Annotated in this window: 24 protein-coding genes, 2 tRNA genes and 2 pseudogenes; 5 read left to right on the top strand and 23 right to left on the bottom strand. The window is 25.4% G+C overall.

Going from position 1 to position 25948, the window contains the following annotated elements; genetic code table 11:
• Positions 1 to 28 precede the first annotated feature (28 nt).
• The 15 genes and pseudogenes from BGI42_RS02550 to BGI42_RS02500 form a co-directional block, all read right to left on the bottom strand.
• Complete coding sequence (locus tag BGI42_RS02550) at positions 29 to 1162, bottom strand: metallophosphoesterase family protein (protein WP_069678813.1); 1134 nt, start codon at positions 1160 to 1162, stop codon at positions 29 to 31.
• Between the two features lie 206 nt (positions 1163 to 1368).
• Positions 1369 to 1506 (bottom strand): annotated as a pseudogene (locus BGI42_RS16595) (IS701 family transposase); the annotation flags it as partial.
• A gap of 3 nt (positions 1507 to 1509) precedes the next feature.
• Positions 1510 to 1899 (bottom strand): annotated as a pseudogene (locus BGI42_RS02545) (IS701 family transposase); the annotation flags it as partial.
• Positions 1900 to 2940: 1041 nt separating this feature from the next.
• The gene (pabB, locus tag BGI42_RS02540) at positions 2941 to 4311 is read right to left on the bottom strand and encodes an aminodeoxychorismate synthase component I (protein WP_069678811.1); all 1371 of its coding nucleotides are present in this window, start codon (positions 4309 to 4311) and stop codon (positions 2941 to 2943) included.
• On the bottom strand, positions 4305 to 4904 hold the full coding sequence (locus BGI42_RS02535) for an anthranilate synthase component II (protein ID WP_069678810.1): 600 nt from the start codon (positions 4902 to 4904) through the stop codon (positions 4305 to 4307). The genes pabB and BGI42_RS02535 overlap by 7 nt, the downstream gene beginning before the upstream one ends.
• Positions 4905 to 4920: 16 nt before the next feature.
• On the bottom strand, positions 4921 to 5850 hold the full coding sequence (locus BGI42_RS02530; protein WP_069678809.1) for a hypothetical protein: 930 nt from the start codon (positions 5848 to 5850) through the stop codon (positions 4921 to 4923).
• A 31-nt stretch (positions 5851 to 5881) separates the two neighbouring features.
• Positions 5882 to 7006 (bottom strand): chorismate mutase, encoded by a 1125-nt coding sequence (locus BGI42_RS02525; RefSeq protein WP_069678808.1) that lies wholly within the window; start codon positions 7004 to 7006, stop codon positions 5882 to 5884.
• A 35-nt stretch (positions 7007 to 7041) separates the two neighbouring features.
• The gene (locus BGI42_RS02520) at positions 7042 to 7737 is read right to left on the bottom strand and encodes a hypothetical protein (protein WP_069678807.1); all 696 of its coding nucleotides are present in this window, start codon (positions 7735 to 7737) and stop codon (positions 7042 to 7044) included.
• 1 nt (position 7738) lies between these two features.
• Positions 7739 to 8953: an MFS transporter gene (locus BGI42_RS02515; RefSeq protein ID WP_158523387.1), complete on the bottom strand. Its 1215-nt coding sequence runs from the start codon at positions 8951 to 8953 to the stop codon at positions 7739 to 7741.
• Between the two features lie 57 nt (positions 8954 to 9010).
• Positions 9011 to 10222, bottom strand: coding sequence for a radical SAM protein (locus BGI42_RS02510; protein WP_069678805.1), 1212 nt, complete (start codon positions 10220 to 10222; stop codon positions 9011 to 9013).
• Positions 10223 to 10248: 26 nt separating this feature from the next.
• On the bottom strand, positions 10249 to 11829 hold the full coding sequence (locus BGI42_RS02505; protein ID WP_069678804.1) for a B12-binding domain-containing radical SAM protein: 1581 nt from the start codon (positions 11827 to 11829) through the stop codon (positions 10249 to 10251).
• An 85-nt stretch (positions 11830 to 11914) separates the two neighbouring features.
• Entirely contained in the window at positions 11915 to 12040 is a 126-nt protein-coding gene (locus BGI42_RS16500; protein WP_275542697.1) for a hypothetical protein, read from the bottom strand.
• Between the two features lie 674 nt (positions 12041 to 12714).
• Entirely contained in the window at positions 12715 to 12861 is a 147-nt protein-coding gene (locus tag BGI42_RS16020) for a hypothetical protein (protein WP_158523386.1), read from the bottom strand.
• A 112-nt stretch (positions 12862 to 12973) separates the two neighbouring features.
• Positions 12974 to 13111 carry a hypothetical protein gene (locus tag BGI42_RS16015; protein WP_158523385.1) on the bottom strand — a complete coding sequence of 46 codons (138 nt, stop codon included), beginning with the start codon at positions 13109 to 13111 and terminating at the stop codon, positions 12974 to 12976.
• Positions 13112 to 13340: 229 nt separating this feature from the next.
• Positions 13341 to 13526 carry an alpha/beta-type small acid-soluble spore protein gene (locus tag BGI42_RS02500; RefSeq protein ID WP_069678803.1) on the bottom strand — a complete coding sequence of 62 codons (186 nt, stop codon included), beginning with the start codon at positions 13524 to 13526 and terminating at the stop codon, positions 13341 to 13343.
• Between the two features lie 301 nt (positions 13527 to 13827).
• Between BGI42_RS02500 and BGI42_RS02495 the strand changes: the two genes are divergently transcribed.
• A complete protein-coding gene (locus BGI42_RS02495; RefSeq protein ID WP_069678802.1) occupies positions 13828 to 14895 on the top strand; it encodes an NAD(P)H-dependent flavin oxidoreductase in 1068 nt (355 codons plus the stop codon).
• A 515-nt stretch (positions 14896 to 15410) separates the two neighbouring features.
• On the opposite strand, the gene BGI42_RS02490 is transcribed toward BGI42_RS02495, so the two are convergent.
• The 7 genes from BGI42_RS02490 to BGI42_RS02460 all read right to left on the bottom strand — a co-directional run bounded on the left by BGI42_RS02490 (position 15411) and on the right by BGI42_RS02460 (position 22163).
• Positions 15411 to 15485, bottom strand: a tRNA-Trp gene (locus tag BGI42_RS02490).
• A 233-nt stretch (positions 15486 to 15718) separates the two neighbouring features.
• Positions 15719 to 17416 carry an adenine deaminase gene (ade, locus tag BGI42_RS02485; RefSeq protein ID WP_069678801.1) on the bottom strand — a complete coding sequence of 566 codons (1698 nt, stop codon included), beginning with the start codon at positions 17414 to 17416 and terminating at the stop codon, positions 15719 to 15721.
• Positions 17417 to 17616: 200 nt separating this feature from the next.
• Positions 17617 to 18993 (bottom strand): NCS2 family permease, encoded by a 1377-nt coding sequence (locus BGI42_RS02480; RefSeq protein ID WP_420825928.1) that lies wholly within the window; start codon positions 18991 to 18993, stop codon positions 17617 to 17619.
• Between the two features lie 430 nt (positions 18994 to 19423).
• Positions 19424 to 20647 (bottom strand): Y-family DNA polymerase, encoded by a 1224-nt coding sequence (locus tag BGI42_RS02475; RefSeq protein WP_069678800.1) that lies wholly within the window; start codon positions 20645 to 20647, stop codon positions 19424 to 19426.
• A 187-nt stretch (positions 20648 to 20834) separates the two neighbouring features.
• Positions 20835 to 21281: a hypothetical protein gene (locus BGI42_RS02470; RefSeq protein ID WP_069678799.1), complete on the bottom strand. Its 447-nt coding sequence runs from the start codon at positions 21279 to 21281 to the stop codon at positions 20835 to 20837.
• The gene (locus tag BGI42_RS02465; protein ID WP_069678798.1) at positions 21274 to 21744 is read right to left on the bottom strand and encodes a DUF3990 domain-containing protein; all 471 of its coding nucleotides are present in this window, start codon (positions 21742 to 21744) and stop codon (positions 21274 to 21276) included. Before BGI42_RS02465 ends, BGI42_RS02470 begins: the two co-directional genes overlap by 8 nt.
• A gap of 344 nt (positions 21745 to 22088) precedes the next feature.
• Positions 22089 to 22163, bottom strand: a tRNA-Trp gene (locus tag BGI42_RS02460).
• A 201-nt stretch (positions 22164 to 22364) separates the two neighbouring features.
• Between BGI42_RS02460 and BGI42_RS02455 the strand changes: the two genes are divergently transcribed.
• Positions 22365 to 22805, top strand: a complete 441-nt coding sequence (locus BGI42_RS02455; protein WP_069678797.1) for a hypothetical protein — start codon at positions 22365 to 22367, stop codon at positions 22803 to 22805.
• A 147-nt stretch (positions 22806 to 22952) separates the two neighbouring features.
• Here the strand turns inward: BGI42_RS02455 and BGI42_RS02450 are convergent, their stop codons facing one another.
• Positions 22953 to 23819, bottom strand: a complete 867-nt coding sequence (locus BGI42_RS02450) for a metal ABC transporter substrate-binding protein (RefSeq protein WP_069678796.1) — start codon at positions 23817 to 23819, stop codon at positions 22953 to 22955.
• Positions 23820 to 24302: 483 nt separating this feature from the next.
• Between BGI42_RS02450 and tsaE the strand changes: the two genes are divergently transcribed.
• Genes tsaE through rimI form a run of 3 tightly spaced genes read left to right on the top strand, consistent with a single transcriptional unit; the run spans position 24303 to position 25916 of the window.
• Positions 24303 to 24764 carry a tRNA (adenosine(37)-N6)-threonylcarbamoyltransferase complex ATPase subunit type 1 TsaE gene (tsaE, locus tag BGI42_RS02445; RefSeq protein ID WP_069678795.1) on the top strand — a complete coding sequence of 154 codons (462 nt, stop codon included), beginning with the start codon at positions 24303 to 24305 and terminating at the stop codon, positions 24762 to 24764.
• Positions 24761 to 25471: a tRNA (adenosine(37)-N6)-threonylcarbamoyltransferase complex dimerization subunit type 1 TsaB gene (gene tsaB / locus BGI42_RS02440; RefSeq protein WP_069678794.1), complete on the top strand. Its 711-nt coding sequence runs from the start codon at positions 24761 to 24763 to the stop codon at positions 25469 to 25471. The genes tsaE and tsaB overlap by 4 nt, the downstream gene beginning before the upstream one ends.
• A complete protein-coding gene (gene rimI, locus BGI42_RS02435) occupies positions 25461 to 25916 on the top strand; it encodes a ribosomal protein S18-alanine N-acetyltransferase (RefSeq protein WP_069678793.1) in 456 nt (151 codons plus the stop codon). The genes tsaB and rimI overlap by 11 nt, the downstream gene beginning before the upstream one ends.
• Positions 25917 to 25948 lie beyond the last annotated feature (32 nt).

Below are 25948 nucleotides of genomic sequence, written 5' to 3'. Positions count from 1 at the left end.
TCCTGCAAAATTTTCTATATTAACTTGCTTAATTAATATAATCTCTCACCTCTTCACCAGTTAAACTTTGAAGCCCCTTTTTTAATGCTAATTTTAATATTTCTTTTTCTTCTTCAGTTTCTGATTTTTCTATCTCTTCATATATTTTTCTTGCAAATAAACTTTTTATTGAATACCCATTTAACAGCTCATCAATATCTATTTTTATTTCTGTTTTATCTACTAATTTTATATCATAGCTATCTTTTCTTATAAGTTCTTCTAATATATCTTCTCTTAAATTAAACTCTTCACTTATTTCACCAGTTAATATTACTTTATACGAATTAAATTTTATATCTTCTTTATCTATAAAACTTAAAATTTTATTTTTAACTTGATTATATCCAAAATACTCTTCTATATTTATTTCTTTTTCATAATAATTTCTAATTGAAGTTTTTATAAATTTATAATCACAATACCCATTACATAACTCTAATAATAGAACTCCTTTATCACCTAATTCATCAAATCCTCTACCTTGTGGACATCCACTATAAGCATAATAAGTATTTAAAGCTTTATTAACACCAACATACTTATGTCTATGACCTAAAGCTATATAATCCATATCACTTCTAGCAATATCATCTTCTGTAATTGGGTTATATTCATTTTTTTCTTTTGATGAACATAATTCACCATGAATAACCATTATATTGTTATATCCTTCAATTCCATTTGCACCTTTTATTAATGATTCATTAATATAAGTTTTAGTAAAAGCAGCTCCCCATACAATAGTTTGTAAATCCTCTAAAACTATTTTTTCAATGTTTCCCTTAAATATATAAACATTTTCAGGCCACTCAATCATACTATAAAAAGATTTTTCATTATAGGGATCGTGATTTCCTGGACTTATAAATACTCTCACTTTATTTATACTTTCAAAGCATTTTTTTAAAAAATACAATGTACTCTTATTTACCAATAAATTATCGAACATATCTCCTGCAATTAATAATATGTCAATATGATTTTCTAGTGAAATTTTTATTATTCTTTCAAAAACTTCTTTAAGTTCTTCTCTACATTTAATGGATTCATTATTTTTCATTCCACTAAATGGAGTATCAAAATGTAAATCAGATGTATGCAAAATTTTTATTTTTTTCATAATATCACCTTTTTTATCGAACTTTAGTTCTCATTTTATCATTAAAGTTAATAATCGTCCAAAATAAATATCCCATTTATAACGTTTTTTTATCCAAATTTATACTATTAATTGAAATTTCTACTATTTTCATATTACTCTCTATAATAGTGCATTTTTACTCGAATAATTTTACAGTTAAATAACTGAATAGATTTCTAAACTATTTTTAATGCTCCTATATATCTATAACCAGCTTTTACGGAACTATTGAAAATAGCTTTGGAACTATACCAACTATCACACAAAAGATAACCTTTATTTTCAAGTTTAGGTAGTGATTCAACTAAATTTTGAGCTAATTCTAGATGACCATATACTGTTTTACCTTTTAAATGAAAATTATGAAATGAACACTTTTCAATAATATTTTTAGCCTCTGACGAGAGCTTGGTTTTCTGTGAAATAGTGTCATCAATAATAAAATATATTGGTTTCTTAGTTTCTTTTAATTTATTCCATATCAGTCCTAAAACTAGTGATTTCAATGATTTGCTTAAAAATGTTTCATTCAAATTACTTTTTAATAAAAATCTTGTGATACTTGTTCCATGCGTATGCGAAGTAAGCTCCTCTATATCGGATACTTTACAATTGTAACCTTTTGAAATCATTACATTTATAATACTTTCTAGATGCTTTAATTGTAGTTTAGTTAAATATAAATTAAAATTTAGTTGTTTAAAAAATTTGTGTATTGATAGTTCATCTCATATAATTGTGTTCTGAAACATTTATGTATATCTCCTTGCTGTCATTGTTGTGTGTAAGCTAAATTATAATAAGAATTTAAAATCAGAATACCAAGCAAATAGAAATTTTATATTTGGACAAGTATTTAAAAAAATCACTGTTTTATTAGTTACATCTAAATTAAGAAATAAATTATTAAACTTAATATTAAAAAAAACTATAAAAATTCGCTCACAAGCACGCCGAAATCCATCTTGTGAACGAAAAAACAAACATTCAAGAAAAAAGCACCATCATAATATTAAATCTTACATTTAATTATAAAAGTAAATGTAAGATTTAAAATTCAATTTAACCAGTGGATTTATTTAGTGTACTATTTTTTAAGAACAATTTAAATAAAATAGCAAAAAATATATTAAAATTGACTAAGTTGACGAGATTGCCGTACACTGTAATCCTATCAAAAAAATTTTACTGACTATAAAATCACCTTTTTAATTCACCCATTATTATGTTGCCATTACTTTTTTTATAAGTTCTTTATACAGCTTATAAATTTGAATATAAAATTATCTTTTAAGTAATCAATTCCACCTAAAGTATTACTTAGTTCTACTACTTAATTACCTTTATCTATTGCAAAATCTATCAATAAATTTGTTATAAGCAATCTATAATAAAAAACACTACCAGATGTTCTTAATATTTTTTAAGAATCAGTAAATTTTAATACTATTGTTCTAGTAGTCAAATTTCAACACTTTTATTTAACATATAAGTCTATTTCTTTTATAAATCCAATATAATAATTCTAGGTAATTTCATATCTTCCCATGCTAAAATCTTTGATAGGCGATAAAAATTTATCGTTTAAATTTAATTTATTTTTACATTTTAATAATTTATTTCCCCCACAATTTCTTCATTCTTTATAATTAATATAAGTTTCATTCTTTTGGATAAATACTAACTTTATAATCATACGCCTGTACTATAGCTTTTTTAAACTATTTTATCTAAAACAAGAATTATATTTTAAATATCTATGCTCTTATAGCATCCATTAAAGCTTTTACTTTGCATAATGTTTCTTCATATTCAAGCTCTGGGTTAGAGTCCCATACAATTGCACCACCAGCTTGAAAATATGCTTTTTTATTTTTGCAAATAATACTTCGAATTACTATATTCAAATCTACATTTCCGTTAAGTCCAATATATCCCACTGAACCTGTATAAGCGCTCCTTCGAGTCGGTTCCAACTCATCAATTATTTCCATTGATCTAATTTTAGGAGCACCAGTTATTGAGCCACCTGGAAACATTGCTTTAATACACTCAACTGTACTGTAATTATCCTTTATCTCTCCTACCACTGTTGAAACCAAATGATAAACAGTAGCGTATTCTTCTATTCCAAGAATCTGCGACACTTTTACTGTTCCTGTTTTTGAAATTTTCCCAAGGTCATTTCTTTCTAAATCAACAATCATTAATAGCTCTGATTTATCCTTTTCACTATTTAATAACTTTTCCTTGTTTTTATTATCCTCTTCTTGGGTTTTTCCTCTTCCTATTGTACCTTTTATGGGCCTTGTTTCAATTATTCCTTTTCTAACTTTTAGAAACCTTTCTGGTGAACTACCAACGATGCAACCATCACCAAAATCAATAAAGTTAGCAAAAGGTGCTGGATTTATATTCCTTAGTTTCACATATAATTCATATGGAGTATGGTCTAAATCACAACTAAATCTTTGACTTAAATTTACTTCGTAAACATCCCCAGCTTTAATATAACTTCTTATTTTTTCAATAGCTTGTATATATTCTTCCTTAGTAAAATTGCATTCAAATTCTGTATTTTTTTTGCTTACACTCAAATTATGTTCTATATGATTTCGTTCATTTTCTTTAATTTTATTAATTATCCGCTCTATAATTTCTTCACAATTCTCTTTAATTCCAATCGCTGAAACAAATGTCTTATTATTAATATGATCAAAAATAATAATCCCATCATATAATCCCAAATAACAATCTGGTATATTTATATCATCAAAAGCGGTTCTAGGTAGTTCTTCTATAGAATTACCCAAATCGTAAGAAAAATAACCTACAAATCCTGAGATAAATGGTATATCAATTTTATAATCAAATTTATATGTATTTACTAAATTCTCTAAATGATCAAATACATCTCCATAAAAAACTTCTCTTTTTCCATTTATTATAATTTCTATTTCCTTATTCTTACTTTTAAATGTTAGATATGGGTTAAATCCTATGAAGGAATATTGCCCTAACTTCTTGTGATCTATACCACTATCTAGAAAGAAACTATATTTTTCTTTTTTAAAAATGGAGAATATTTCATGACTAGCTAATGAAGTTACTATTTCTTTTATTAACATTTTGCCTGCCCCTTATCTCTCATATTTTTTGCCATAGCCAAGAAATTACTTAAAAGCTCGTTACCCATTTCTGTTAAAACAGCTTCAGGATGATATTGTATTCCCACTATTAAGAACTCTTTATGTCTAATTCCCATAATCACTCCATCTTCTGTTTCAGCGATAACTTCCAGACATCTTGGTAATGTTTCTCTTTCTATAGCCAAAGAATGATATCTTGTAGCTTTTAATGGATTTTTTAAGCTTTTGAATACACTTTTATTTACATGAGTAATATTATGAACTTTTCCATGAACTGGAGCTGAGGCACATATAATATTTCCTCCAAATGCTTCACCTATAACTTGATGACCTAAACATATTCCTAGAATTGGTATTCTACCTTTAAAAGTATTTACTATATCTAAACAAATACCAGCTTCCTTTGGAGTGCATGGTCCTGGTGATAACACTATTATAAATGGATTTAATTTTTCTATTTCTTCTAATGTAATCCTATTATTTCTAAAGACTAATACTTCTTCATTTAAAACCTCTAAATATTGGACTAAATTATACGTAAATGAATCATAGTTATCAATCATAAGTATCATATTTAACTCTCCTCTTTTATGAATTAATTATATTATGATTATTATAAAAATATTTTTTAAATGCCAAAAATGACTTCTTAATATTATGTCTTTCTAAGAAATATTTTTGTATTTCACCTACAAATCCTGCTGGCTGCATATCCCTAGTTGAAAGTTTAAAATTGCAAAATCCCATATTAATTAATTCATTTACTTCATTGCAGTTTAATTCATAACTTTTAATATTAAGAAGATCCTTGCTACCACCAGTATTAAGTATTTGCTTATGGTGAAGTCTGCTACAGAAAGAATCATGAAGTTGTTCCAATAAATCAGCATTATTTTCGATTATTGCCTTACTACTTACATTATAATGTTCTCTTTGATACGGACATCCTCTATAGCAGGTTTCATTTACAAGAATCTCAATTCTTTCTCCACTAAATTCTTTCAATAATCTTTCAAGCTTATTTTTTTCATAGTTCATATCAGGTGGCAAAACAAATACATCATATAAATCTTTTAAATCTACATAATACTCCACGTCTAAATTCATATGAGTTAAAGAATGTATTAACTTATAATTAGGAAATTTTTCTTTTATATACCTTGCTAAAGTATGACTAGCAACAATCACACCATTTCCCTTTCTGTGGCATTTTTCAAGAATATAGTTACATCTAGCGTCACTTAAATGTTTTTCTTCTATAAATAAATTAGTAAATACTAAATTAAAATTTATATTTTTCGAATTATACTTTTTAACTATTTTTAGAAATAACTCTTTATTTCTAAAATTACCTATCTGTGGGTTTCCTCCATTCCATAATAAATTATGATGACTATCAAATATTGTAAGCTTAACATCATTCATTTCCATTTGATTTAAGAATTCTTTCAAAGCTAAAATATATTTAGGTGATATAAACGCACCCCCAATATTCCAATTTTCTCTTACTTTTTCCATTATAAATCCCCCTATAAAATAATTTTTAATATTAAAGCATATCTGTAATATGTTTACTTTCCATAACCATAGAATGTTTTATAATTAATTTATACAGCTCTTTAATAAACTCTGAAGTAATATTGTTGTTATTTTTTACCATCAACTGCCTTTTCTTAATCATTGTGTTTACTCGCTCATTTTGCATTATAGAAATATCATGTTTCTTCTTTATTTCTGAAACATATTGTATTACTCGAAACCTTTGGTCTAATAAAGAAATGATTTCAGAATCTAGAAAATCAATTTTCTGTCTATACTCTTTCAAAATATTAAAATAATTAAATATTTCTTTAATTGATTCAATCAAATTCATAAAATTAGCATATTCTTCTTTATGAGCAATATTATTATCTATAAAAAAAAGCAGCTTAGACTCTAATTTATTTTCTAGGAACTTTATAATATTAATACTCTTAACTTTGCTCCTAAATTCTATTTGATTTTCAGCCTGATACGCTTTTTCAGTAAGTTGTATAATATAAGAAGTTTTAAAATTAAAATACATATATACATCAAAATCATTTTTAACTTTTGCTATATTCATAAACCTACAATCTTCTCCTATATATGACGCTAAAAATTTACTCTTTAAGACTTTAGTCTGAGAATTTAAGCATTCATTATATACTGCTGTAGATTTTTCATCTAATATGCTTATACTATCTCCTAATATATAAAATTCACTTTTATAATTACAATTTCTTCTAATTAATGACTTTTCTAAACTTTTTATACTATTTACTTCTCTTATTTCATCGTAAATCCAATATCTCCTATTGTTTTTAACATCATATATATATACCGTTGAAAAATTATTTAAGTAAAATGATATTATATAATCATTAAGCTTTAGCATCTGGTTATCTTTAATTTCTACTTCTAAACTTTCATTAGTAATCTTTAATTCATAAAAAACATTTCCTACATATTTATCAAAATTATCAATTGTATATTCATTATTTACAGCGTTTTTTAAATTAATCCCTACAATTGCTATTAGATTTTTCTTTTCTATATTAAAATATGATAATGACGTATTTTCAAAATTTTCTTTAACAATATTATATAAGTCACTCACATTATTCGTCTCATATTCCAATTCATAATAATTCATACATATGACCCTCCAAATATAAAATTAGTTTTTTATTATAATAGACCACTAATAAGTTTAGCTGCATTTTCCTTCATAATTTTTATTTGATTTATCTTACATGCTCTATGTAATTGTAATGCTGAATATTGTTTCACATATTTTTCATAGTCTTCTCCAAAAATATGAGTTGTATTGCAGTTCACTGGTGATTTAAATATATTGTTTTCAGGAACAAAATACCTTTCATCGTGCACATCATTCAGCAGAATATGACTTAATTCATGTGCCAAAGTATAATCACTTCTATTATTTCCAAGTAAAATTAAATTCTTTAATTGAGTTAATTTTGTTAACTTACTGGGTATACATCCTCCTCTTTGATCCATTTTATCGCCTTCCTTGTTATGATATTTATAGAAACAATAAACTCTTATCATATAATTTCTGTACAATTCATTATCCCTACAAAAAAACAGATTATAAGCAGCTTCACTTAATTGATATTCTTTTACGATAGGGAAAAAGAATTTTTCTGGTAATTTCTTATTAAAAAAAAAGAATTCTCCTTTATCTCTGATATATTTTGTTGAAATAATCTTTATATCATAACAAAATTTTATATCTGCTTTTTCATATATTTTATTACATATACAAATTTCATTCTTAATTCTTTCAAATGGATCTAATCTAGAGTTCTCTATATTAAAATAATGTTTTTCAATGAAAAACATTATTTTTATTGATGTCATTTTACTCTGCTCCTACTTTATTGTTTTCATTTTTTTTATTATAGTTAAATTTAACCTTATTGTTACATACTAAAAAAATTGTTGCTATACCTATAATCAAAATTAACCCAATATATAAAAAACTTGTTCTTAAAGAAAACCTATCTATTGATAAACCAATTAATAAAAGAAATACTCCTTGTACTACTTTAGTTAATGCATGTTGCAATGAATATAATGAAGCTCTTATATCTGATTCTATTAACTTATTTACAGCAATACTATTAATTGTACAATAAATACCAAAAGATATACCTAAAATAATTGGCGTTATATATACCACTAAACTGTTTGTCAATGACATTATTAAAAATCCAAATGATACTATAAATGCTGTTATAACTAATATCTCATTAAAATTAAACTTTTTATTTAAGTTACCACTAATTTTTGCTCCAGTCGATTCAGCTATTGTGAATAAAAAGTAAAATAGTCCAAAGAACTCTACACCTATATTATTAGATTCTAAATACGGCTGTAAAAGAGAATCTAATAAATGATAACTTGGTACTACAAGCAATGAAACTAAAATAACACCCAATAAAACTTTATTATATAAAATAGTAATAACATTCTTTTTAATTATATTCTTTGCTGATACTTCTTTAGACTCTCTTAATGGTTCTTTAAATTTAAATAAAATCAATAAACAAAATAAATATGCTATAATTGTTCCAATGAAAGGCAAAGAACTTCCAAACTTAGTTAAAAAAGATCCGCTTATGAATACAAAAGCTGAAGCAATAAACATGGCACTTCCTAAATTACTTATAAAGTCATCAAAACTATCCTGTTGTTTTAATTCAATAAACTTATCATAAATATAAGCCATATCAGCTCCACTTTTTGAAGCAACACTTACTGACATAAAAACCATACCTACCATAAAGTAATAAATATTACTTCCCATAACAAAAAACATTTCCCCTAGTATTAAGAAGGCAGTACTAAACATCAATGTACTTTTTCTTGAGTATTTATCTGCAATAATACCAGTCACATATTCAAATGCGAATACTAAAAAAGAATATAAAGCAAATAAATATGTTACTTGTGAATAAGTTATCCCCTTACCAACTAAAAATACAACAAATATCGGCGATTCAAACGTTAAACAGCTAAGAATTGAATACAAAGTAAAATAGAATAACTCCCGCGTTCTAAATAAATTCTTCATTATTAATTTCATCCCTCTTCGACTTTATAATTTTGATTCACATTTCAATAATAATATTTATTTATTTTGAATTAATCTAGGATAATCTTGAGATATACTATGATATCCACATTTATAACAAACTAACCTATCTCGCTTTGAATTTCTTCCTAATTCATCATATCCTAAATCCTTATACATATCATACTTAATAAAAAGATTATGTAATTCCATTCCTAATTTTAAATAATAACTTGTTGGTACTTCTGTAATTCTTAAATTTAAAATATTTCTTCCATGTGAAGTTTTTGAACTTGGCATTTCTGGACTCCATGGAAAGAATGTAGGTTCAATTCCATTTCTTATGAGCCAATCGAAACCTTCAATATTCGATTGAATTGCCTCATTAACATCTTTAAATCCATCTGGATGTGCTAGTTCATATCCTGCTACAAAACTAGTTACAACATTACCTCTTCCAAAAATCTCAACTGCATCAGTTAATCTTTTTAACCATTCAGTTCTACCAACAGTTTTAGTTTTACCTGGCAAAATTATTGGCCATAGATTTTCATCCCATATCTCCATATCATAACAAACTTGACGTACTCCAGCTTCATAAAGCCTTTTACTATCTTCTTTCTTTAGTGCTTGAGGATATGCATAAATTTCTTCAATTTGAGTTTTCTCTCGAATAGCTTTTACAAAGTTAATATATACATCTGCCTCTTTTTTTAAATCATATAATGAACCCCCAGTAAGTTTTACATGGTGAAGTCCACATTCTTTTATGCCCATGTTTATTAGTTTTACACATTCGTCAATGTTAGTTATCATATCAATTTTTCCTTTTAAATGTTTATCCCAAACGTTATTAAATCCACAATACCTACATTCATCATTTTTAAAAAAGTATGAACATGCACTTATTGGATATATATATACACATGTTTCACCTCTAACTAGGTATTGAGTATTTAAATAACTATCTTTATTTTCTTTTATATACATAGGTAATTTAGTGAAATTAACATTTCCTAAATTTTCATTATTATATACCAATACATACTTTTGATCCTTTTTAATTATTTTATAAGGACTTTCTTCTTGATAATTAGCAATTATACTTGTCCCATCATCTAGTGAAAAAAAATTTCTATAATGATCTTTTAATTCAACAATATCCTTATTAAGCTTTAATCCTCTATTTGCTACATCTGCCTTTATAATTATAGATTTATGCGTCTCAGGAAACTTTTCCAACAACTCGTAAAGTGTTTCTTTAAGCAAAATTACTCCTCCTCACTTATATTAATTTAAATATCATAAAAATAGCCTTTACTTTTTCTGTAATCATTTTCAATGTTAATTAATTCTTTTAATACTTTTATTTTTTCATCAGATTCTTTAATAACTTTCTCATAATATACTAATAAATCTTTAACCTCATAATTTTCATTTATAATAAAGTACTTTGCTATCTTTTCCATTACATTTAATACAAATGTATTTATATTCTCTTTTATTCTTGTAACAATTTCATTACCTTCATAATCATTATTCATAATATATATATCTCTCCAGGTAATTCTTTCTGCTAATCTAATTTCAGCATATCTATCTAAACATTTATTCATTAATAAGTAAATTTCTCTTACCTTTGGATTTAACTTATAGTTCGTACCCAACAAATTTGGGGTTATTCCATTAGATTTCATTAAATTTGTAATTGGTGTTCCATGTAATAATCCCAGTAAATTTCTTCCTATTCCAGGAAAAGATATGTCTTTTGTTCCTATTTCTCTAATAAAATCAATATTTTCTCTTATTTCCTCCAAGGTTGTTGTTGGATCATAGTATATAAACCCTGCATGCATAGACACCCCTAAATCTCTTAATATTTCTACAGCCTCTTTGTTTTCTTTGACTGTAACTCCTTTGTTATATAAATCCAAACATTCTTGAACACCAGATTCTATTCCTAGAAATACTCTTCTTAACCCTACCTCTACTAATTTTTTTAATAATTCCTTATTTTTTATAACATCATCTGTTCTACATTCTATAGTAAATGTAAATTTAATATCCCTTTCTTTTATTTCCTTGCACATCTCAAGTGCTCGCTCAGATCCCTTTCCAATCGGTCCTATAAAATTAGGATCCATAAACCATATTTCATTTGTTCCATACTTAATAAATAAACTTTCTATTTCATCTATTATATTTTCCCCACTTCTCCCAGTCCATTCTTTTTGACCATGTTGTTTAGCAAAATTAGATTGTATTAGACAAAATGAACAATTTCCATAACACCCTCTACTTGTTGATACTGCAGCTACTCCACCTCTATTCAAAATATACTTTAAATTATCCCTTTCTGGGAATGGAAGTACATCAAGATTGTCAATTCTATCATATGATTCATTTATTATTAACTTATTATTTTCTTTGTAGATTAGAGATTTCATATTATTCCATTTATATCCATTTTCTATTCTTTCAGCTAATTCACTAATTGAAAAATCTCCTTCTCCATATAGTAAGCTATCTACATTTAATTCTAGTAAAATTTCTGGATACGAAGTAGGCAAATACCCTCCTATAGTTATATGACAATCTATTTCAGCATCTCTTATTTTATTAATAAGTTCCTTCGCACTTTTTATAAAATAAGCACTGGATAAAGAAATTGCTAAAAGCTTAATATTATTATTTAAAATACGATCCACTATATAATCATTATTATATAGATACATGCCTGCATCTATAATATCAACCTCAAAATTTTTACTTCTTAATGAAGCTGCTAAATATGCTAGTGCCAAATTTTCCATACTAGATATTTGAACTTTTTCACTTGACGGTGATACTAGTGCAACTTTTATTTTTTTTGTCAAATCATATTTACCTCCTTATTCTACATAAAATTAATCATACTTAAATAAGCTAAGGTGAAAATTCACCTTAGCCTATTATTTTAGATTAGTGATCTCCCCAAGAATTCATTGAAAGTTCACAATCTTCTTCACTTTGAAGAATAGCTTGTAATTCTTCAAAGTTCATTTCAGTTTCATTTGCTTCAATTAATTCTTTCATTTCTTTCTCCATGTTCTCACCTCCTCCAATATTTTAAACTTACTTTTATTTCAAATGCTTCATTTAATCAATAGTTCTATATAATGCATTAATATAAATGAAGAAATAATAGTACAAAGTTCTGTAAACTATAAAGTTGCTGTCTATATTCAATTGACAATTTGTAAGTATCAGCTATCTCTATTTATTTAATAGCGAATACTCATTTTCAACCACATATTCTCATAATATTTAGTTTTTGTAAATATTCACCGCATAAAACGTACAAAATAAGGAATTAAAAGTAAATTTTGATTTTTTCCCATGTTTTATTCGTTAAAGTATAATTTTAGTATACAAATATAGTAAAAAATACTAGATAAATAATAAGATTACTTTGACATTAATGGTGTAATATGCTCTCATTATGGTATACACATTAAATAATAGAATTGGTCTTATAGATGCGATGCGTATGCTTGTAGTTACTTATCAATAGATTGCTATTTATAAAGTTTTGAAACAGAATGATTTATTAAAAGAAATGTAAATCATAAACATATATCTGAATTAAATCAACAAACTGTTACTAAATCTGACTTACAAAGAATTATTTATAATGAATTTAAATGAAATTATAATAATTGATTAATTTCCTTATTATAGTTTTGAACTTATCCTTCTGGTGAAATTTTATTACATATAAGCTATTTTTTATTTGTGGCAGTTGCTAAAAAATCTCTTTTGATTAAATTCTCTTTTTGTTCAATTTTATTTTCTTTTTCATATCTGGACGACTTTTTATTAGGATGCTTGTAATTAGCAGATCTGATTATTACAAGTACATAACACATTATTTTTACTTAAAAATTTTTCTTTATCTTTTAACAATAATAATCTTTATAATTGTCAATAAATTTATAGATTTTCTCTCTTTTCTTATTTCGAATATTAAGAGTGCTTTTTTTATATTTCATTCTCTTGCTCTAATTTAGCATTCCTTTTTATTATAGCTTTTATATCAACAGCATCTTTTTGTGTAGCAGTGGTATTTGGGCTTGCTTTACTAATCCATTGTCTTATAGTTGTTTTTTTGTACTCCATATTCTCGTGTATAACTTCTAACTTTTCTTTCCATTTGTATACACTTCCTTTATTTCTTTTTATTATATAATTATAAAAACTATCTGTCCGCGTCTACACTTTTACACTAACACCAATACTTTCCTATAAATAAAAAAAGAAAGAGTACACTACCTTTTAAATAGTGTACTCTCCTGGCTTTACAATACTATATAACTTTAATTAATTATATTTATGCTCTCTCCAATTTTTACTGAATTGAGTTTTCGTATTGTTGTACCATTCTTTTAACCATTTCGCCACCTACGGAACCACATTGTCTTGAACTTAGATCACCATTATATTCACTAAATGGTACTCCTAGTTCATTAGCTACTTCGTTCTTGAATCTAGCTAATCCTTGTTTTGCTTCTGGAACTAATACGCTGTTTGACATAACAATCCCTCCCGGCTATTTGGTATTTATATAATCAGGAAGATTTAATTTTTTAATTCCTCCTGGCTACATTATTATATTGCCCATTATAAATTTATATATCCTTAGTAATTTAATCCATTATTCTACATTTTATATTCATAAATATATTACCTTATAACATAAATATATTGCTTTATAATTTATTAATATAATATTTAAGGGTTGTTAATATCGAAAATTTAAATTATAATATAATAAAATAAATACTTTGATAATCAAAATATTTAATAGTCAAATTTGTTTGAAAGGATAAATAAATATGAAATTTAGTTCACTTAAGATAGGAAATTTAATATCACACCTTCCAATAATACAAGGTGGAATGGGAATAGGAGTATCTGCTTCAAAGCTTGCTTCTGCTGTAGCTAATGCTGGAGGAATTGGAATTATATCTTCTGCGCAATTAGGCTATAAAGATCCTAAATTTAATAAAGATGCCTTAACTGCAAATTTAAATGCTTTAAAAGAACATATAACAATAGCTAAGAAAAATGCTCCTAATGGAATAATAGGTGTTAATATAATGGTTGCAAGCAGTAATTATGCTGAATATGTGAAAACTGCTATTAATTCAGGTATTGATTTAATAATATCAGGTGCCGGACTTCCAACAATGCTTCCTAAGATAGCAAAAGGTTCAAAAGTCAAACTTGCACCTATAGTTTCATCATTAAAATCAGCAAAAGTAATATTAAAATTATGGGATAGACATGATAATGTAGCTCCTGATTTAGTAATTATAGAAGGTCCTAAAGCAGGTGGACATTTAGGATTTAAAGAAGAAGATTTAAAAAATGAAAATTTAAATTTTGATGATACTGTTATTCAAATAATTGAAGAAACAAAAAAATATAGTGAAAAATATAATAAAGAAATTCCTGTTGTAGTAGCAGGTGGTGTTTATGATGGTTATGATATTGCTAAATATCTTAAACTAGGTGCAAATGGCGTACAAATGGCAACAAGATTTGTAGCTACTTATGAATGTGATGCTTCTCAGGAATTTAAAGATGCATACATTAATTGTTCAAAGGAAGATATAAGTATTGTAAAAAGTCCAGTTGGCATGCCTGGTAGAGCAATTAAAAATGATTTTATAAAAAAGACACAATTAGGAAGAGAAAAAATAACTAAATGTTATAATTGCTTAACTCCTTGTGATCCAAAGGTAACTCCTTACTGTATAAGTAAAGCGCTTATGAATGCAGTTAATGGAAACATTAATGACGGACTTATATTTTGTGGTGAAAATGCAAGTAGAATTGATAAAATGATGTCTGTTAAAGAACTTATGACTGAATTAGAAGAAGATTTAAAAAAAGCTTAATATAAATAATTTAGTTGTATTTTAATATTTTATTGATATATGCATAAGTAAAGTTGTATAAATTAATTAAACTTATTAATACCAAAATAAAATATATTCTCATTTTAACCTAAATATATAAAATTTTTAGTAATTACCCTTATTATTAGTTTTATTTGACAATCCTAAAGTTTAAATTAAAACACAACTTTACTTATTATATATATATAATAGATAATAAATTATCTATTTAAAAAGGTATTGATATATGTAAAATTACATATATCAATACCTTATTTATATTTAACTAAAATTTAAACAAAACAAAATCTCTAAGAAATTATAGAGCGTAAATTTTTTTAGCCATGCACCCTTTCCAAATGTAGTGCAGGAATAATGGTAAGGCATATAATTATTTTTTATGGATACTCAGAATATCTTTACAATATAGTATCTTATAAATTATTCACAGACCTTTCAACACTATAATTTTCTAAAAATAAAAAAGCTAGAATTAATATTCTAGCTTTTTATTATGGCAGGGGCACTAGGATTTGAACCCAGAACCAATGGTTTTGGAGACCACTACTCTACCGTTGAGCCATACCCCTAAGACGTTTTTTATTATAACATAAAAATCAAATTTATGTCAATAACATTTTTTTAATAAATATTTGCAGAAATTATATTATGAATTAAAGCTATAAAATAATACGTATAATATATAATTTTATTAATTTACAGATAACTATTACATAATAAGGTAGTAACTAATTAAAATTTAAAATCACCACCTTACTTTTATATTATTACACATAAATTTTATTTAATACACCTTAAAGCCTTAAATACAAAATAAATCTATAAATTTATTTTCTTTAAAATCAAATATTCCTCTTGCTGTAATTCTTATTTCTGGTATTACAGGAAGAGACATAAATCCTAAAGTTAAAAATATATCCATATCTTTTTTAGCTCCATATTCTTTACATTGTAAATTCAGACCCTTTATTTTTTGTGATACAAATTTAGGATTTTCATAAGTCATAAGTCCTCCAATAGGTAAACTTAATTTTTCTATAATTTTACCTTTTGATACTATTGCCATTCCTCCACCCATTTTTATAACAGTATTTATAGCTATCTCCATGTCTTTATCATTATTTCCAATTACTATAATATTGTGTGAATCATGTGCAATTGTTTGAGCTATAGAACATCCTTTTATTCCTAACCCTTCTATAAATCCAATAGAATATTTACCTGTATTTTTATGTCTCTCAAAAACACCAATCTTTTGAATGTCTCCTAAATTATCACTATTAACATATCCATTTTCTATTTCTATTTCCCTTATTACTTTCTTAGTTTCAATAGATTTTGGGATAACTTTTATTACATTAACCTTATTTGATGGTGCTTTTATTTTAAAAATCTCTTCCTTAATTAATTCTATATTCATTGAAGATTTAATATTATCATTGAATTTTATCTCTTCATTTTCTATATATATATTCCCATTTTTAATAACAGTATTAACTTTAATATTTTCTAGATTTTCTAAAATAACTAAATCTGCTTTATATCCAGGTGCAATAGCCCCAATTTTTTTAAGCCCATAGCATTCAGCTGCATTTAAAGTTGCAATAGTAATTGCCATTATTGGATCCATACCATTCTCAATAGCAATTCTTATGCTATCATCAATAGATCCTTTTTCAATTAAATCAACTATGTCTTTATCATCTGTGCAAAAAAGAAATCTATGAAAGTTTTTTAAATTTACTGCTGGCAATAATTTTACTAAATTTCTTGCTGCTGATCCTTGTCTAAGCATTATATACATACCATTTCTAACTTTTTCAAGTGCTTCTTCTGAGGTTGTACTTTCATGATCTGTTTTAACATTACAGTTCATATATGCATTTAATGAGTATCTATCTATAATAGGGCAATGTCCATCTATTATTTTATTATTAAAAAGTTTCAGTTTATCTATAATATCATTTTTATATTTAATTACAGACAAAACATCCATAACTTCCCCTAAACCCAAAACCTTATTATTATTAATAAATTCACTTAAATCTTCTGCCTTTAATACTGCTCCATTATCTTCAATTGTTAATGCTGGCACACATGATGGCATCATAAAAAACATACTTATTTTACTTTTTTCACTATCATCAAGCATAAATTTTATTCCCTCTTTACCTAATACATTAGCAATCTCATGAGGGTCTGCTATACATGTAGTAACTCCATTCTTTAATAAAATATCAGAAAATATTTGTGGTATTACTTTTGATGACTCAACATGTACATGTGAATCTATAAATCCTGGTGAAATAAAATATCCTGAGCAATCTAATTCCTTTTTTCCACTGTAATTTCCTATTCCAACAATTGTATCTTCATTTATAGCTATATCACCTTTTTCTATGGTTTGAGTGAATACATTTATAATAGAAGCATTCTTTAAAACAAAATCTGCTTGTTTATTTCTTAAAGCACTATCAATATTATTTTTTAACTTATCCATACTCTTCTCTCCTCTCTATATAGTTTAACTATATTTAAACCATATTCTAAAATATTATTTATATTGCATATGCAGTGAATTGTTCTACATAAACTTTATGTTAAAATATCAATGACTGGTTAAAATACAAATAAATATTTAATTATAAAACATTGGCCTTAGGATTAATTTATACCTAAAGCCAATATAATTATATATTTTTATATACTAATAAATCTCAGTATAAAGATTAAAGCCAATATAATTAAAGTCATTGAAACGTTTTCTTTTTTTCTACAGAATAAATTAAATAATACATAACTTACAACTCCAAACATTAATCCTGTTGCTATACTATAAGTTAGTGGCATTAATATTATTGTTAAAAAAACTGGAATTGCTTCAGTATAATTATAGAAATCAATTTTAGTTATATTTTGCATCATAAGTAATCCAACTATAATAAGTGCTGGTGCAGTTGCACAACTAGGAATTGCCATAAATATTGGTGCAAATAAGGCTGCAAACAAAAATAATATTCCTGACATTATTGATGTAAGTCCTGTTCTTCCACCTTCTGCAACACCAGCTGAACTTTCAACATATGTTGTAACAGTTGAAACTCCTATTAAGGCTCCCATAGTTGTTCCTATAGAATCTACTAATAATGCTTGTCGAGCTCTTAATACATTTCCATTTTCATCTACCATATTTGCTTTTGATGCCACCCCAACTAGTGTTCCTACTGTATCAAAAAAATCAACAAATAAAAAAGTAAGTAATACTGAAATAATCATAGCTACACCTTTTATAGTTGTAAATACTGAAAAATCTAATTTACCTGCTATTGGTGCTATACTGTGTACTCCAAATAATCCTGTAGGTAAAAAAATTTTATATGTTTCTGCTGCTTTTGCTGGTCCTATTATAAGAGCATAAATCCATGATATTATGGTACAACTTAAAATTCCACAAAGCATTGCTCCTTTTACTTTTTTGTGTATCAATATACCAATAATTATAATTCCAATAATAGAAATTACTGCTCTTGGATCTTTGAAAGTTCCTAAAGTAACTAATGTTGCATTATCATTTATAACTATACCTGCATTTTGAAAGCCTATAAATGCTATGAATAATCCAATACCTGCACTTACAGCTATTTTTAATGATGTAGGTATAGAATTTACTACAATTTCTCTTATTTTTGTTAGTGAAAGAATAATAAATATAATACCTTCTAAAAATACTGCTGTTAAAGCTACTTGCCATGGAATTTTCATTGCTCCACATACTGTAAATGCAAAAAAAGCATTAAGCCCCATACCTGAAGCTAATGAAAAAGGTAAATTTGCATAAATCCCCATAAAAATTGTTGTTAAACCTGCTGTTAAACATGTTGCTGTTAAAACAGCACCTTTATCCATTCCTGTCTGTGATAAAAAATCCGGATTTACTGCAATAATATAAGCCATAGTTAAAAAGGTAGTAATACCTGCAATAATTTCCGTTTTAATCGTTGTATTACTTTCACTTAGTTTAAAAGTTCTTTCAAGAAAACCATCATTTGCATTAATAGCTCTATTACTTTTTTTCACTAAAATTCACCTCTTATATATTTTTAAATATTATAAACAAAAATAATGTCAAATTATATTAGAATAACTATTTACATATTTTCTAATAATTAAGATTAATCTATAAAATACTTTATATTTTATTTTAAAAACATAAACATAAATATTCATATTATTTTTGTATAGTTAATTATTAAAATATATTATTATTTTTTTAATATATACTTATAAATTCTAATTTTGAGTAAATATTTGTTCAAAAATTTTTATTTAATCAACACAATTCTTTATTTACTAAGTATTATTGTTATAAATATTTTATATTTTTTCTAAATTTAAAATAGAAAGTAACTTTTCCACCTAAATTGACCAGTAATATTTTTTAATAATATTCTGGTTATAAACTGAAAAAATCAACAGATTTAATAAAACTGTTGATTTAATAATTTAATTAGTATTTAATTATATCATCTTTTAAATTTATTTTAGATGAATTTAATAATTCAGATCTAATTATAGACTCCTTACCATATTTTTTTCTTATCCTATCCATTACAATATCTAAATTCTTTTGTTTTTTATCGTTTTCAAAATCAAAAAGACTTGGCTGATAATATTTATTATCACACAATTTAGTAAGCCTAACTCCTAATAGACGTATTTTTTCTCCTCTATAACATTCACAAAAAGCCTTTTTTATCCCCTTAAAAATTTCCATAGTATTATCTGTACAATTACTTAAAACTTTTTGATGAGAATATTGAACAAAATTATTAGTTTTTATAATTACAGTAACAATAGAACATAAATTTTTGCTTTCTCTAAGCCTTCTAGAAACATTTTCAGTAAGGGAAAGTAATATCTTTAAAGCTTCTTCTATATTATCAATGTCTTTTGAAAGGGTTATAGAATTTCCTATCCCTTTTATTTTTAAAGATTCTGATTCAATTAATTCAGAATTATCTATGCCATTAGCATATTCATATATAACTTTTCCATGTGAATGCATTTTTTCAATTAAAAAATCAACATCCAAATTAGCTAGTTCTCCTATTGTCTTAATATTTAATTTAGCTAATTTTAATTTAGTTGATTTACCAACCATAAATAATTCTCCAACTGGAAGTGGCCACATTTTCTTTTTAATTTCATTTTTAAATAAAGTGTGTACTGAATTTTTAGGTTTAAAATCACTTGCCATTTTAGCTAATAATTTATTGGTGGATATTCCTATATTACAATTAAATCCGAGTTCTGTACTTATTCTTGTTTTTATATTTATAGCCATCTGCTGATAATTGTCTTTATAATGAGTACAATCCATAAAACATTCATCAATACTGTATCTTTCTATCTTAGGAGAATACTCCTTTAATATTTTTATCATTTCATTACTTATCTTAAAATACCAATTATGATTTGGAGGATATATAACTAAATTAGGACATTTCTTTTTAGCTTCATATAAACTTTCACCTGTTTTTACACCTAATTTCTTAACAGGTATTGAAGCTGCTAAAACTACACCATGACGTTTTTCTTCATTTCCACCTATTACAGAATGAATTTTTCTTATATCTATATTGCTACCTTCATTTAAAAGTTTAATTGCTGTCCAAGAAAGATATGCTGAATTAACATCTATATGAAAAATTAATTTATCATTTCTACTCAAAGTGTTCACAACTCCCTAAATTTGTTCTTATCTTAATTTTATACGAACATTAGTTCTGTTGTAAAGTAAAAAAAATTCTTCTTTATAAGGTTTATACAAAATTATTTTTTTATATGACAATCGACCGGTCAATCAATTGATTAAACGAACGATTAATTTTAAAAACTACTTTTATTAATTTATTCTTTTACTCTAATAATCTTCCTTCTAAATATGACCATTTTAAATAATCCGGATTACTATAATAAACTGATGAATTAAAATCTGAAATTTCGTCACTTATAAATGAATTAAATACTTCAAATAAAATATCTACTAAATTATCTTTTTCTGAAATTATACTTAATACTAATCTTTGATATACTTTTCCTATAGATTGAACACTTGGAACATTGTATTTACATAATCCGACTGTATCAAAGTTACCTTCTTGTATATTAAAATACTCTATTATTTCATCTGAAACTTGCTCAAATGATAGACAATGATTAACCTGAGCAATATCTAATTGTCTAGCTAACTCTTTCTTGCCTAATATTTCAACAATTGTTGATCTTCTATTTTTACTTTTCCTACTTATAAATTCTATAAGACAGCATACATAAAACAAATCATTTTTTTGAGTATCATTCATTAATAATCTCACCTCTTTCAAACTTAAGACAATCAAGAGCTTTTAATGTATGAAAACTTATTTGATGTGTTGGATGCTTAAATTTTGCTAACTGCCAAAAAATCTCTTTTGAAATATCACCTGATAAATAATCATTTACAAAATCCCATACTGTATCGTCAGCCATAGGACCTTCCACAATATCATATTCATGTATAAATCCCGCTCTACACTTTGCAATAAAATCTAACCATTTATCATTCATTTCTTCAAATTTTAATATTCTTAAATTACTTTTTTCTACATAAGTGTAGTAATTTATTGTTGGCGTTTTTCTATTTCTTTTTGACCACTTCTCAGCTTGTTCATAATTATTTGTGCAATAAAATCCCCATGAAAAATCTTTAGTGTACTTACTTTTTCTGATTTCAGAGAACTCTACTTTTTCTCCTGAAGCATGATATACTCTCCCTCCTTTATAAATACATTCTACCCCAATATATTACATTTTAATTAAATAATTCTCCTTTAAATGCACTCTGCATTAATGAATTAAAGTTATCCGCCATACTTCTTTTATACTTATTTTCCCCAATATATACTAAATATTATAAACAAATTCTCAAAATTAATATAGTATTACATTCTACATTATTCAATTAAAATTCGCTATTATTTATATTTTAAATGTTCTTAATATGTTTTATAAATAACAAAAAAATCAACAGCTTTAATAACACTGTTGACTAAATAGTATAATTATTCATATCTATATTTCTTTTTTACGCAAAAATAAAAAGCCGTAGCACAACGTGCTACGACCTTTTCTGGCAGGGGCACTAGGATTTGAACCCAGAACCAATGGTTTTGGAGACCACTACTCTACCGTTGAGCCATACCCCTTCACAACGATATTAATTATATAACACAATTATCAAAAAATCAACTATTTTCTACAATAAATCTGTTAATACTCTTTTATTAAAAATAGCTATTTTCTAATACAAATTTAATCATTAGTTTTTTATGTTTATTTTTTACTATTAAGTTTTTTATTTACTTTTCGATTATAATATTTATAAATTACTTTTAAAGGAGATTCTTATGGAAATATATAATAATTTAAACTACAAAAATATAATTAATTCTGATTTTTATAAAAATAATTTATCTGCTTCAGATAATAAAAGTACTGTTAATAATGCTACTGATTCAATTGAAATAAATGAAAAAAATCAAAATGTAATTAATACTAAAAAAGCTTATGATGCTTTTAAAGAAGCTAATCAAGGAGAAGTTGGTGATAACTCCTGTTTATATGCTATAATAAAAGATATGATGAAAGATGATGGAATAGATGTACCAGACTTTACTCCAAACAATACAAAAGCTTTTCTTCCATTCATAGATAAAATGAAAGAGTATGCTAAAAATTTAATGACTGATCCAAATTATCATCATGTAGGAGGAATGCCTCTTACGGATGAATTTTTAGATTTTTGTGATTTATATAAAGAAAAGCTTATTCAATATGATTGCAAATAATAAATATATGCACTAAAAATAAAAGGTTACAACACCATATGCTGTAACCTTTTATTAATAATCAGTAAATTTTCAATAAAATATTATATAACCACTAAATTTATTAATATTCTTTATAGTATTACTATTTAAAAAATCAACTATTTTCTACAATAAATCCGTTAATACTTTTATGTTGTATAATATTAACTCATCAAAAGACATATTCCCGTAATATTTCCAAAGATTAACCACTTTATATTTAGATAAATTCATATTAGTTTGTTCTGTACCATCTTTTAATACTATTAATTTCTTTTCATCTAAATTATTAACTTTTATAAACTCTGATATTTCATAGTTATTTAGTTTCACCACATGTAATCCCAAATCTTTAGTTAAATAATCAAAATTATCGTTTAAAGCTAAAAATGTATAATCTTTTAATGCATTTACTTTTTTATTGTATGGCTCTATTTTATCATTTAATTCTTTTATTGATTTTTGATAATTTTCTTCATAATAATCTCTATTTTTAGGATCTTTATCTTGAATAGCAGCTTTTATATTATATAGAGCTATCTTATATGAATCTATTCCTTCAAAGTAATATGGGTTTTCCTTTGATGATTCATTACCATCATAATTTAAAAGCCTTACACCCCTTGATAAATTAACTATACCTAGGCTTCCTTTTTTTAGTTCATCTATAAAACTATTAGCCCAAGGTTCAAAACTGGTTCCAGAATAAATAAAAATATCCATATTAGAAACATTGTCTATAATCTCTTTATTATACTTAAATTTATTAATATCATTTTCTTCTGTCATCATATATTGAACATTGTGTTTATCATTAACAATTTTTTTCACCATTTTATACTGTGGTTTATTAATAGCCATTATATTTAAATATCTCTCTCTACTTTCTTTTTGTGTATTTTCAGTATTAGCTAATAAAGGATTTGAAAATACTCCTATGCCTATAGAAAATGTAAGAGTTATTATAATCATAATAAAGGTAATCTTTTTCAATTTGATCTCCTCCGAAAATATATAAAATTATCTCCTAATAAAACTCTAGTAATATTATATCAACTAAATACATTATGTGTATATATTTTTATAATAAAATTTATTTACATTTAATTTATCGTGTATTTTATTATATTTTTTAACTTAGGCACATTCAAATAAATAACTAGTCAGTATGCTAGTTTATTTTATGAACTACTTCTTCCTTGGAATCTACTAATAGCACAACTATTAGCCGGTTCCAAGTCATTGTATTTCACAAAATATCCATCGCATCTTTCACTCTTTATTTATTTTCATATGCCTTATATTAATTTATTTACTCTATTATTGCAAATTTAATTGTATTATTCTTATAAATTAATTTTTACTTATAAAATTATAAACTTTGATTTTATAAATAAAATTAGATAAAATAAAAAGATGGCAACAATTATTAATAAAGTATTTTTACTTTAAATGCTAGGGAAAGGAGTTCTTTTTATGGAATTTAATGTTTATAGCATAAATGAAACTACTAATTTAGGTATGAAAATTGGAAAATTGCTTAATTCAGGAGATATAATTTGTCTAACAGGAGATTTAGGCACTGGTAAAACTCATATAACAAAAGGAATTGCTCTTGGTTTAGATATAAAAGAGGATATTACAAGTCCGACATTTACAATTGTAAATGAATATGATGATGGTAGATTAAAATTAAATCATTTTGATGTTTACAGAGTAAATGATCCCGATGAAATATATGCTATCGGTTTTGATGATTACATTTTTTCAGATAGTGTATCTATAATAGAATGGGCAAATTATATTGAAGATATTATTCCTGATGAATTTCTTCATATAAATATAGAAAAAAATTTAGAAAAAGGTGATAATTATAGAAAAATAACATTAACACCTTATGGAAAAAGATATGATTACATAAAGGAGTTGAAAATATGATCGTATTAAGTATAGATTCATCTTCTAAAGTTGCAACTGCTGCTTTACTTAAAGATGATTTATTGCTTGGAGAAGTAACTTTAAATAATAAAAAAGAACATTCTACAATATTAATGACTTTAGTTGAAAATTTATTAGATGGTTGTAATTTAGATATAGATTCAGTTGATGGATTTGTTGTTTCAAAAGGACCTGGTTCTTTTACAGGCTTAAGAATTGGAATGGCTACAATCAAAGGTTTAAGTTTTGGATCAAATAAACCATATGTAAGTGTTTCTAGTCTTGATGCACTTGCTTATAGCATTGCTCCTTTTAATGGAATAATATGTCCAGTTATGGATGCATTAAGAAATAATGTTTATACTGCTTTATATAAATCTTGTAATGGAAAATTAGAACAAATAATGGATTACTCTGCTCTTGATATAACTGAACTAGTTGATATTCTTAATGAAAAAGGAGAAAATGTTATGTTCATTGGAGATGGACTTAATAACACTAAAGAATACATATTAGAAAACTGCAATAATTGCTTCTTCCCTCCAAATCACCTTAACTTAATTAGAGCTTCTTCTTTAGGAGAATTAGGAATGTTAAAACTAAAAAATAGTGAATGTGATGATTCTAACTCTGCTCCATTTTATTTGAAAAAACCTCAAGCTGAGAGAGAATATGAAAAAAGGATGAAGTTAAAAAGTGAAAATTAAAACTAGTTTAATGACTGAAGCTGATATTAATGAAGTTTTAGAAATTAGTTTATTAAGTTTTCCTATCTCTTGGAGTAAAGAATCATATATTCAAGAGTTGGCAAATCCCCTTGCAAATTATATTGTTGCTAAATTAGATAATAAAGTTATTGGATTTGTTGGTACTTGGATAGTAATGGATGAAGCTCATATAACTAATATAGCAGTACATCCTGATTTTAGACAAAAAAATGTTGGCTCAACTTTATTAGATGCATTAATCAAATTAACTAAAGATGTTAATTGCAATGCCTACACTTTAGAAGTAAGAGCTAGTAATATTCCTGCTCAAAAATTATACAAAAAATATGGTTTTGTAGAACAAGGAGTAAGAAAAAATTATTATCAAGATAATAAAGAAGATGCTGTGATTATGTGGCGTATAGATGAAAAAAATAATTCTTAAGCTAAATTTTAGCTTAAGAATTATTTTTTATA

The organism is Clostridium taeniosporum (genome assembly GCF_001735765.2).
GTDB lineage: Bacteria > Bacillota > Clostridia > Clostridiales > Clostridiaceae > Clostridium > Clostridium taeniosporum.
The sequence above is the reverse complement of the archived record's forward strand: the minus strand, read 5'-3'. Positions and strand labels throughout refer to the sequence as shown.

Excerpts from the sequence above, each read along its gene's own strand:
- BGI42_RS02495 (WP_069678802.1), top strand. The coding sequence starts at position 13,828 with ATGAAATTTAGTTCACTTAAGATAGGAAATTTAATATCACACCTTCCA.
- BGI42_RS16500 (WP_275542697.1), bottom strand. The coding sequence starts at position 12,040 with ATGGAGAAAGAAATGAAAGAATTAATTGAAGCAAATGAAACTGAAATG.
- BGI42_RS02535 (WP_069678810.1), bottom strand. The coding sequence starts at position 4,904 with ATGATACTTATGATTGATAACTATGATTCATTTACGTATAATTTAGTC.
- BGI42_RS02520 (WP_069678807.1), bottom strand. The coding sequence starts at position 7,737 with ATGACATCAATAAAAATAATGTTTTTCATTGAAAAACATTATTTTAAT.
- BGI42_RS02455 (WP_069678797.1), top strand. The coding sequence starts at position 22,365 with ATGGAAATATATAATAATTTAAACTACAAAAATATAATTAATTCTGAT.
- BGI42_RS02550 (WP_069678813.1), bottom strand. The coding sequence starts at position 1,162 with ATGAAAAAAATAAAAATTTTGCATACATCTGATTTACATTTTGATACT.
- BGI42_RS02500 (WP_069678803.1), bottom strand. The coding sequence starts at position 13,526 with ATGTCAAACAGCGTATTAGTTCCAGAAGCAAAACAAGGATTAGCTAGA.
- BGI42_RS16020 (WP_158523386.1), bottom strand. The coding sequence starts at position 12,861 with ATGTGTTATGTACTTGTAATAATCAGATCTGCTAATTACAAGCATCCT.
- tsaB (WP_069678794.1), top strand. The coding sequence starts at position 24,761 with ATGATCGTATTAAGTATAGATTCATCTTCTAAAGTTGCAACTGCTGCT.
- BGI42_RS02470 (WP_069678799.1), bottom strand. The coding sequence starts at position 21,281 with ATGAATGATACTCAAAAAAATGATTTGTTTTATGTATGCTGTCTTATA.
- BGI42_RS02530 (WP_069678809.1), bottom strand. The coding sequence starts at position 5,850 with ATGGAAAAAGTAAGAGAAAATTGGAATATTGGGGGTGCGTTTATATCA.
- tsaE (WP_069678795.1), top strand. The coding sequence starts at position 24,303 with ATGGAATTTAATGTTTATAGCATAAATGAAACTACTAATTTAGGTATG.
- pabB (WP_069678811.1), bottom strand. The coding sequence starts at position 4,311 with ATGTTAATAAAAGAAATAGTAACTTCATTAGCTAGTCATGAAATATTC.
- BGI42_RS02525 (WP_069678808.1), bottom strand. The coding sequence starts at position 7,006 with ATGAATTATTATGAATTGGAATATGAGACGAATAATGTGAGTGACTTA.
- ade (WP_069678801.1), bottom strand. The coding sequence starts at position 17,416 with ATGGATAAGTTAAAAAATAATATTGATAGTGCTTTAAGAAATAAACAA.
- BGI42_RS02515 (WP_158523387.1), bottom strand. The coding sequence starts at position 8,953 with ATGAAGAATTTATTTAGAACGCGGGAGTTATTCTATTTTACTTTGTAT.
- BGI42_RS16015 (WP_158523385.1), bottom strand. The coding sequence starts at position 13,111 with ATGGAGTACAAAAAAACAACTATAAGACAATGGATTAGTAAAGCAAGC.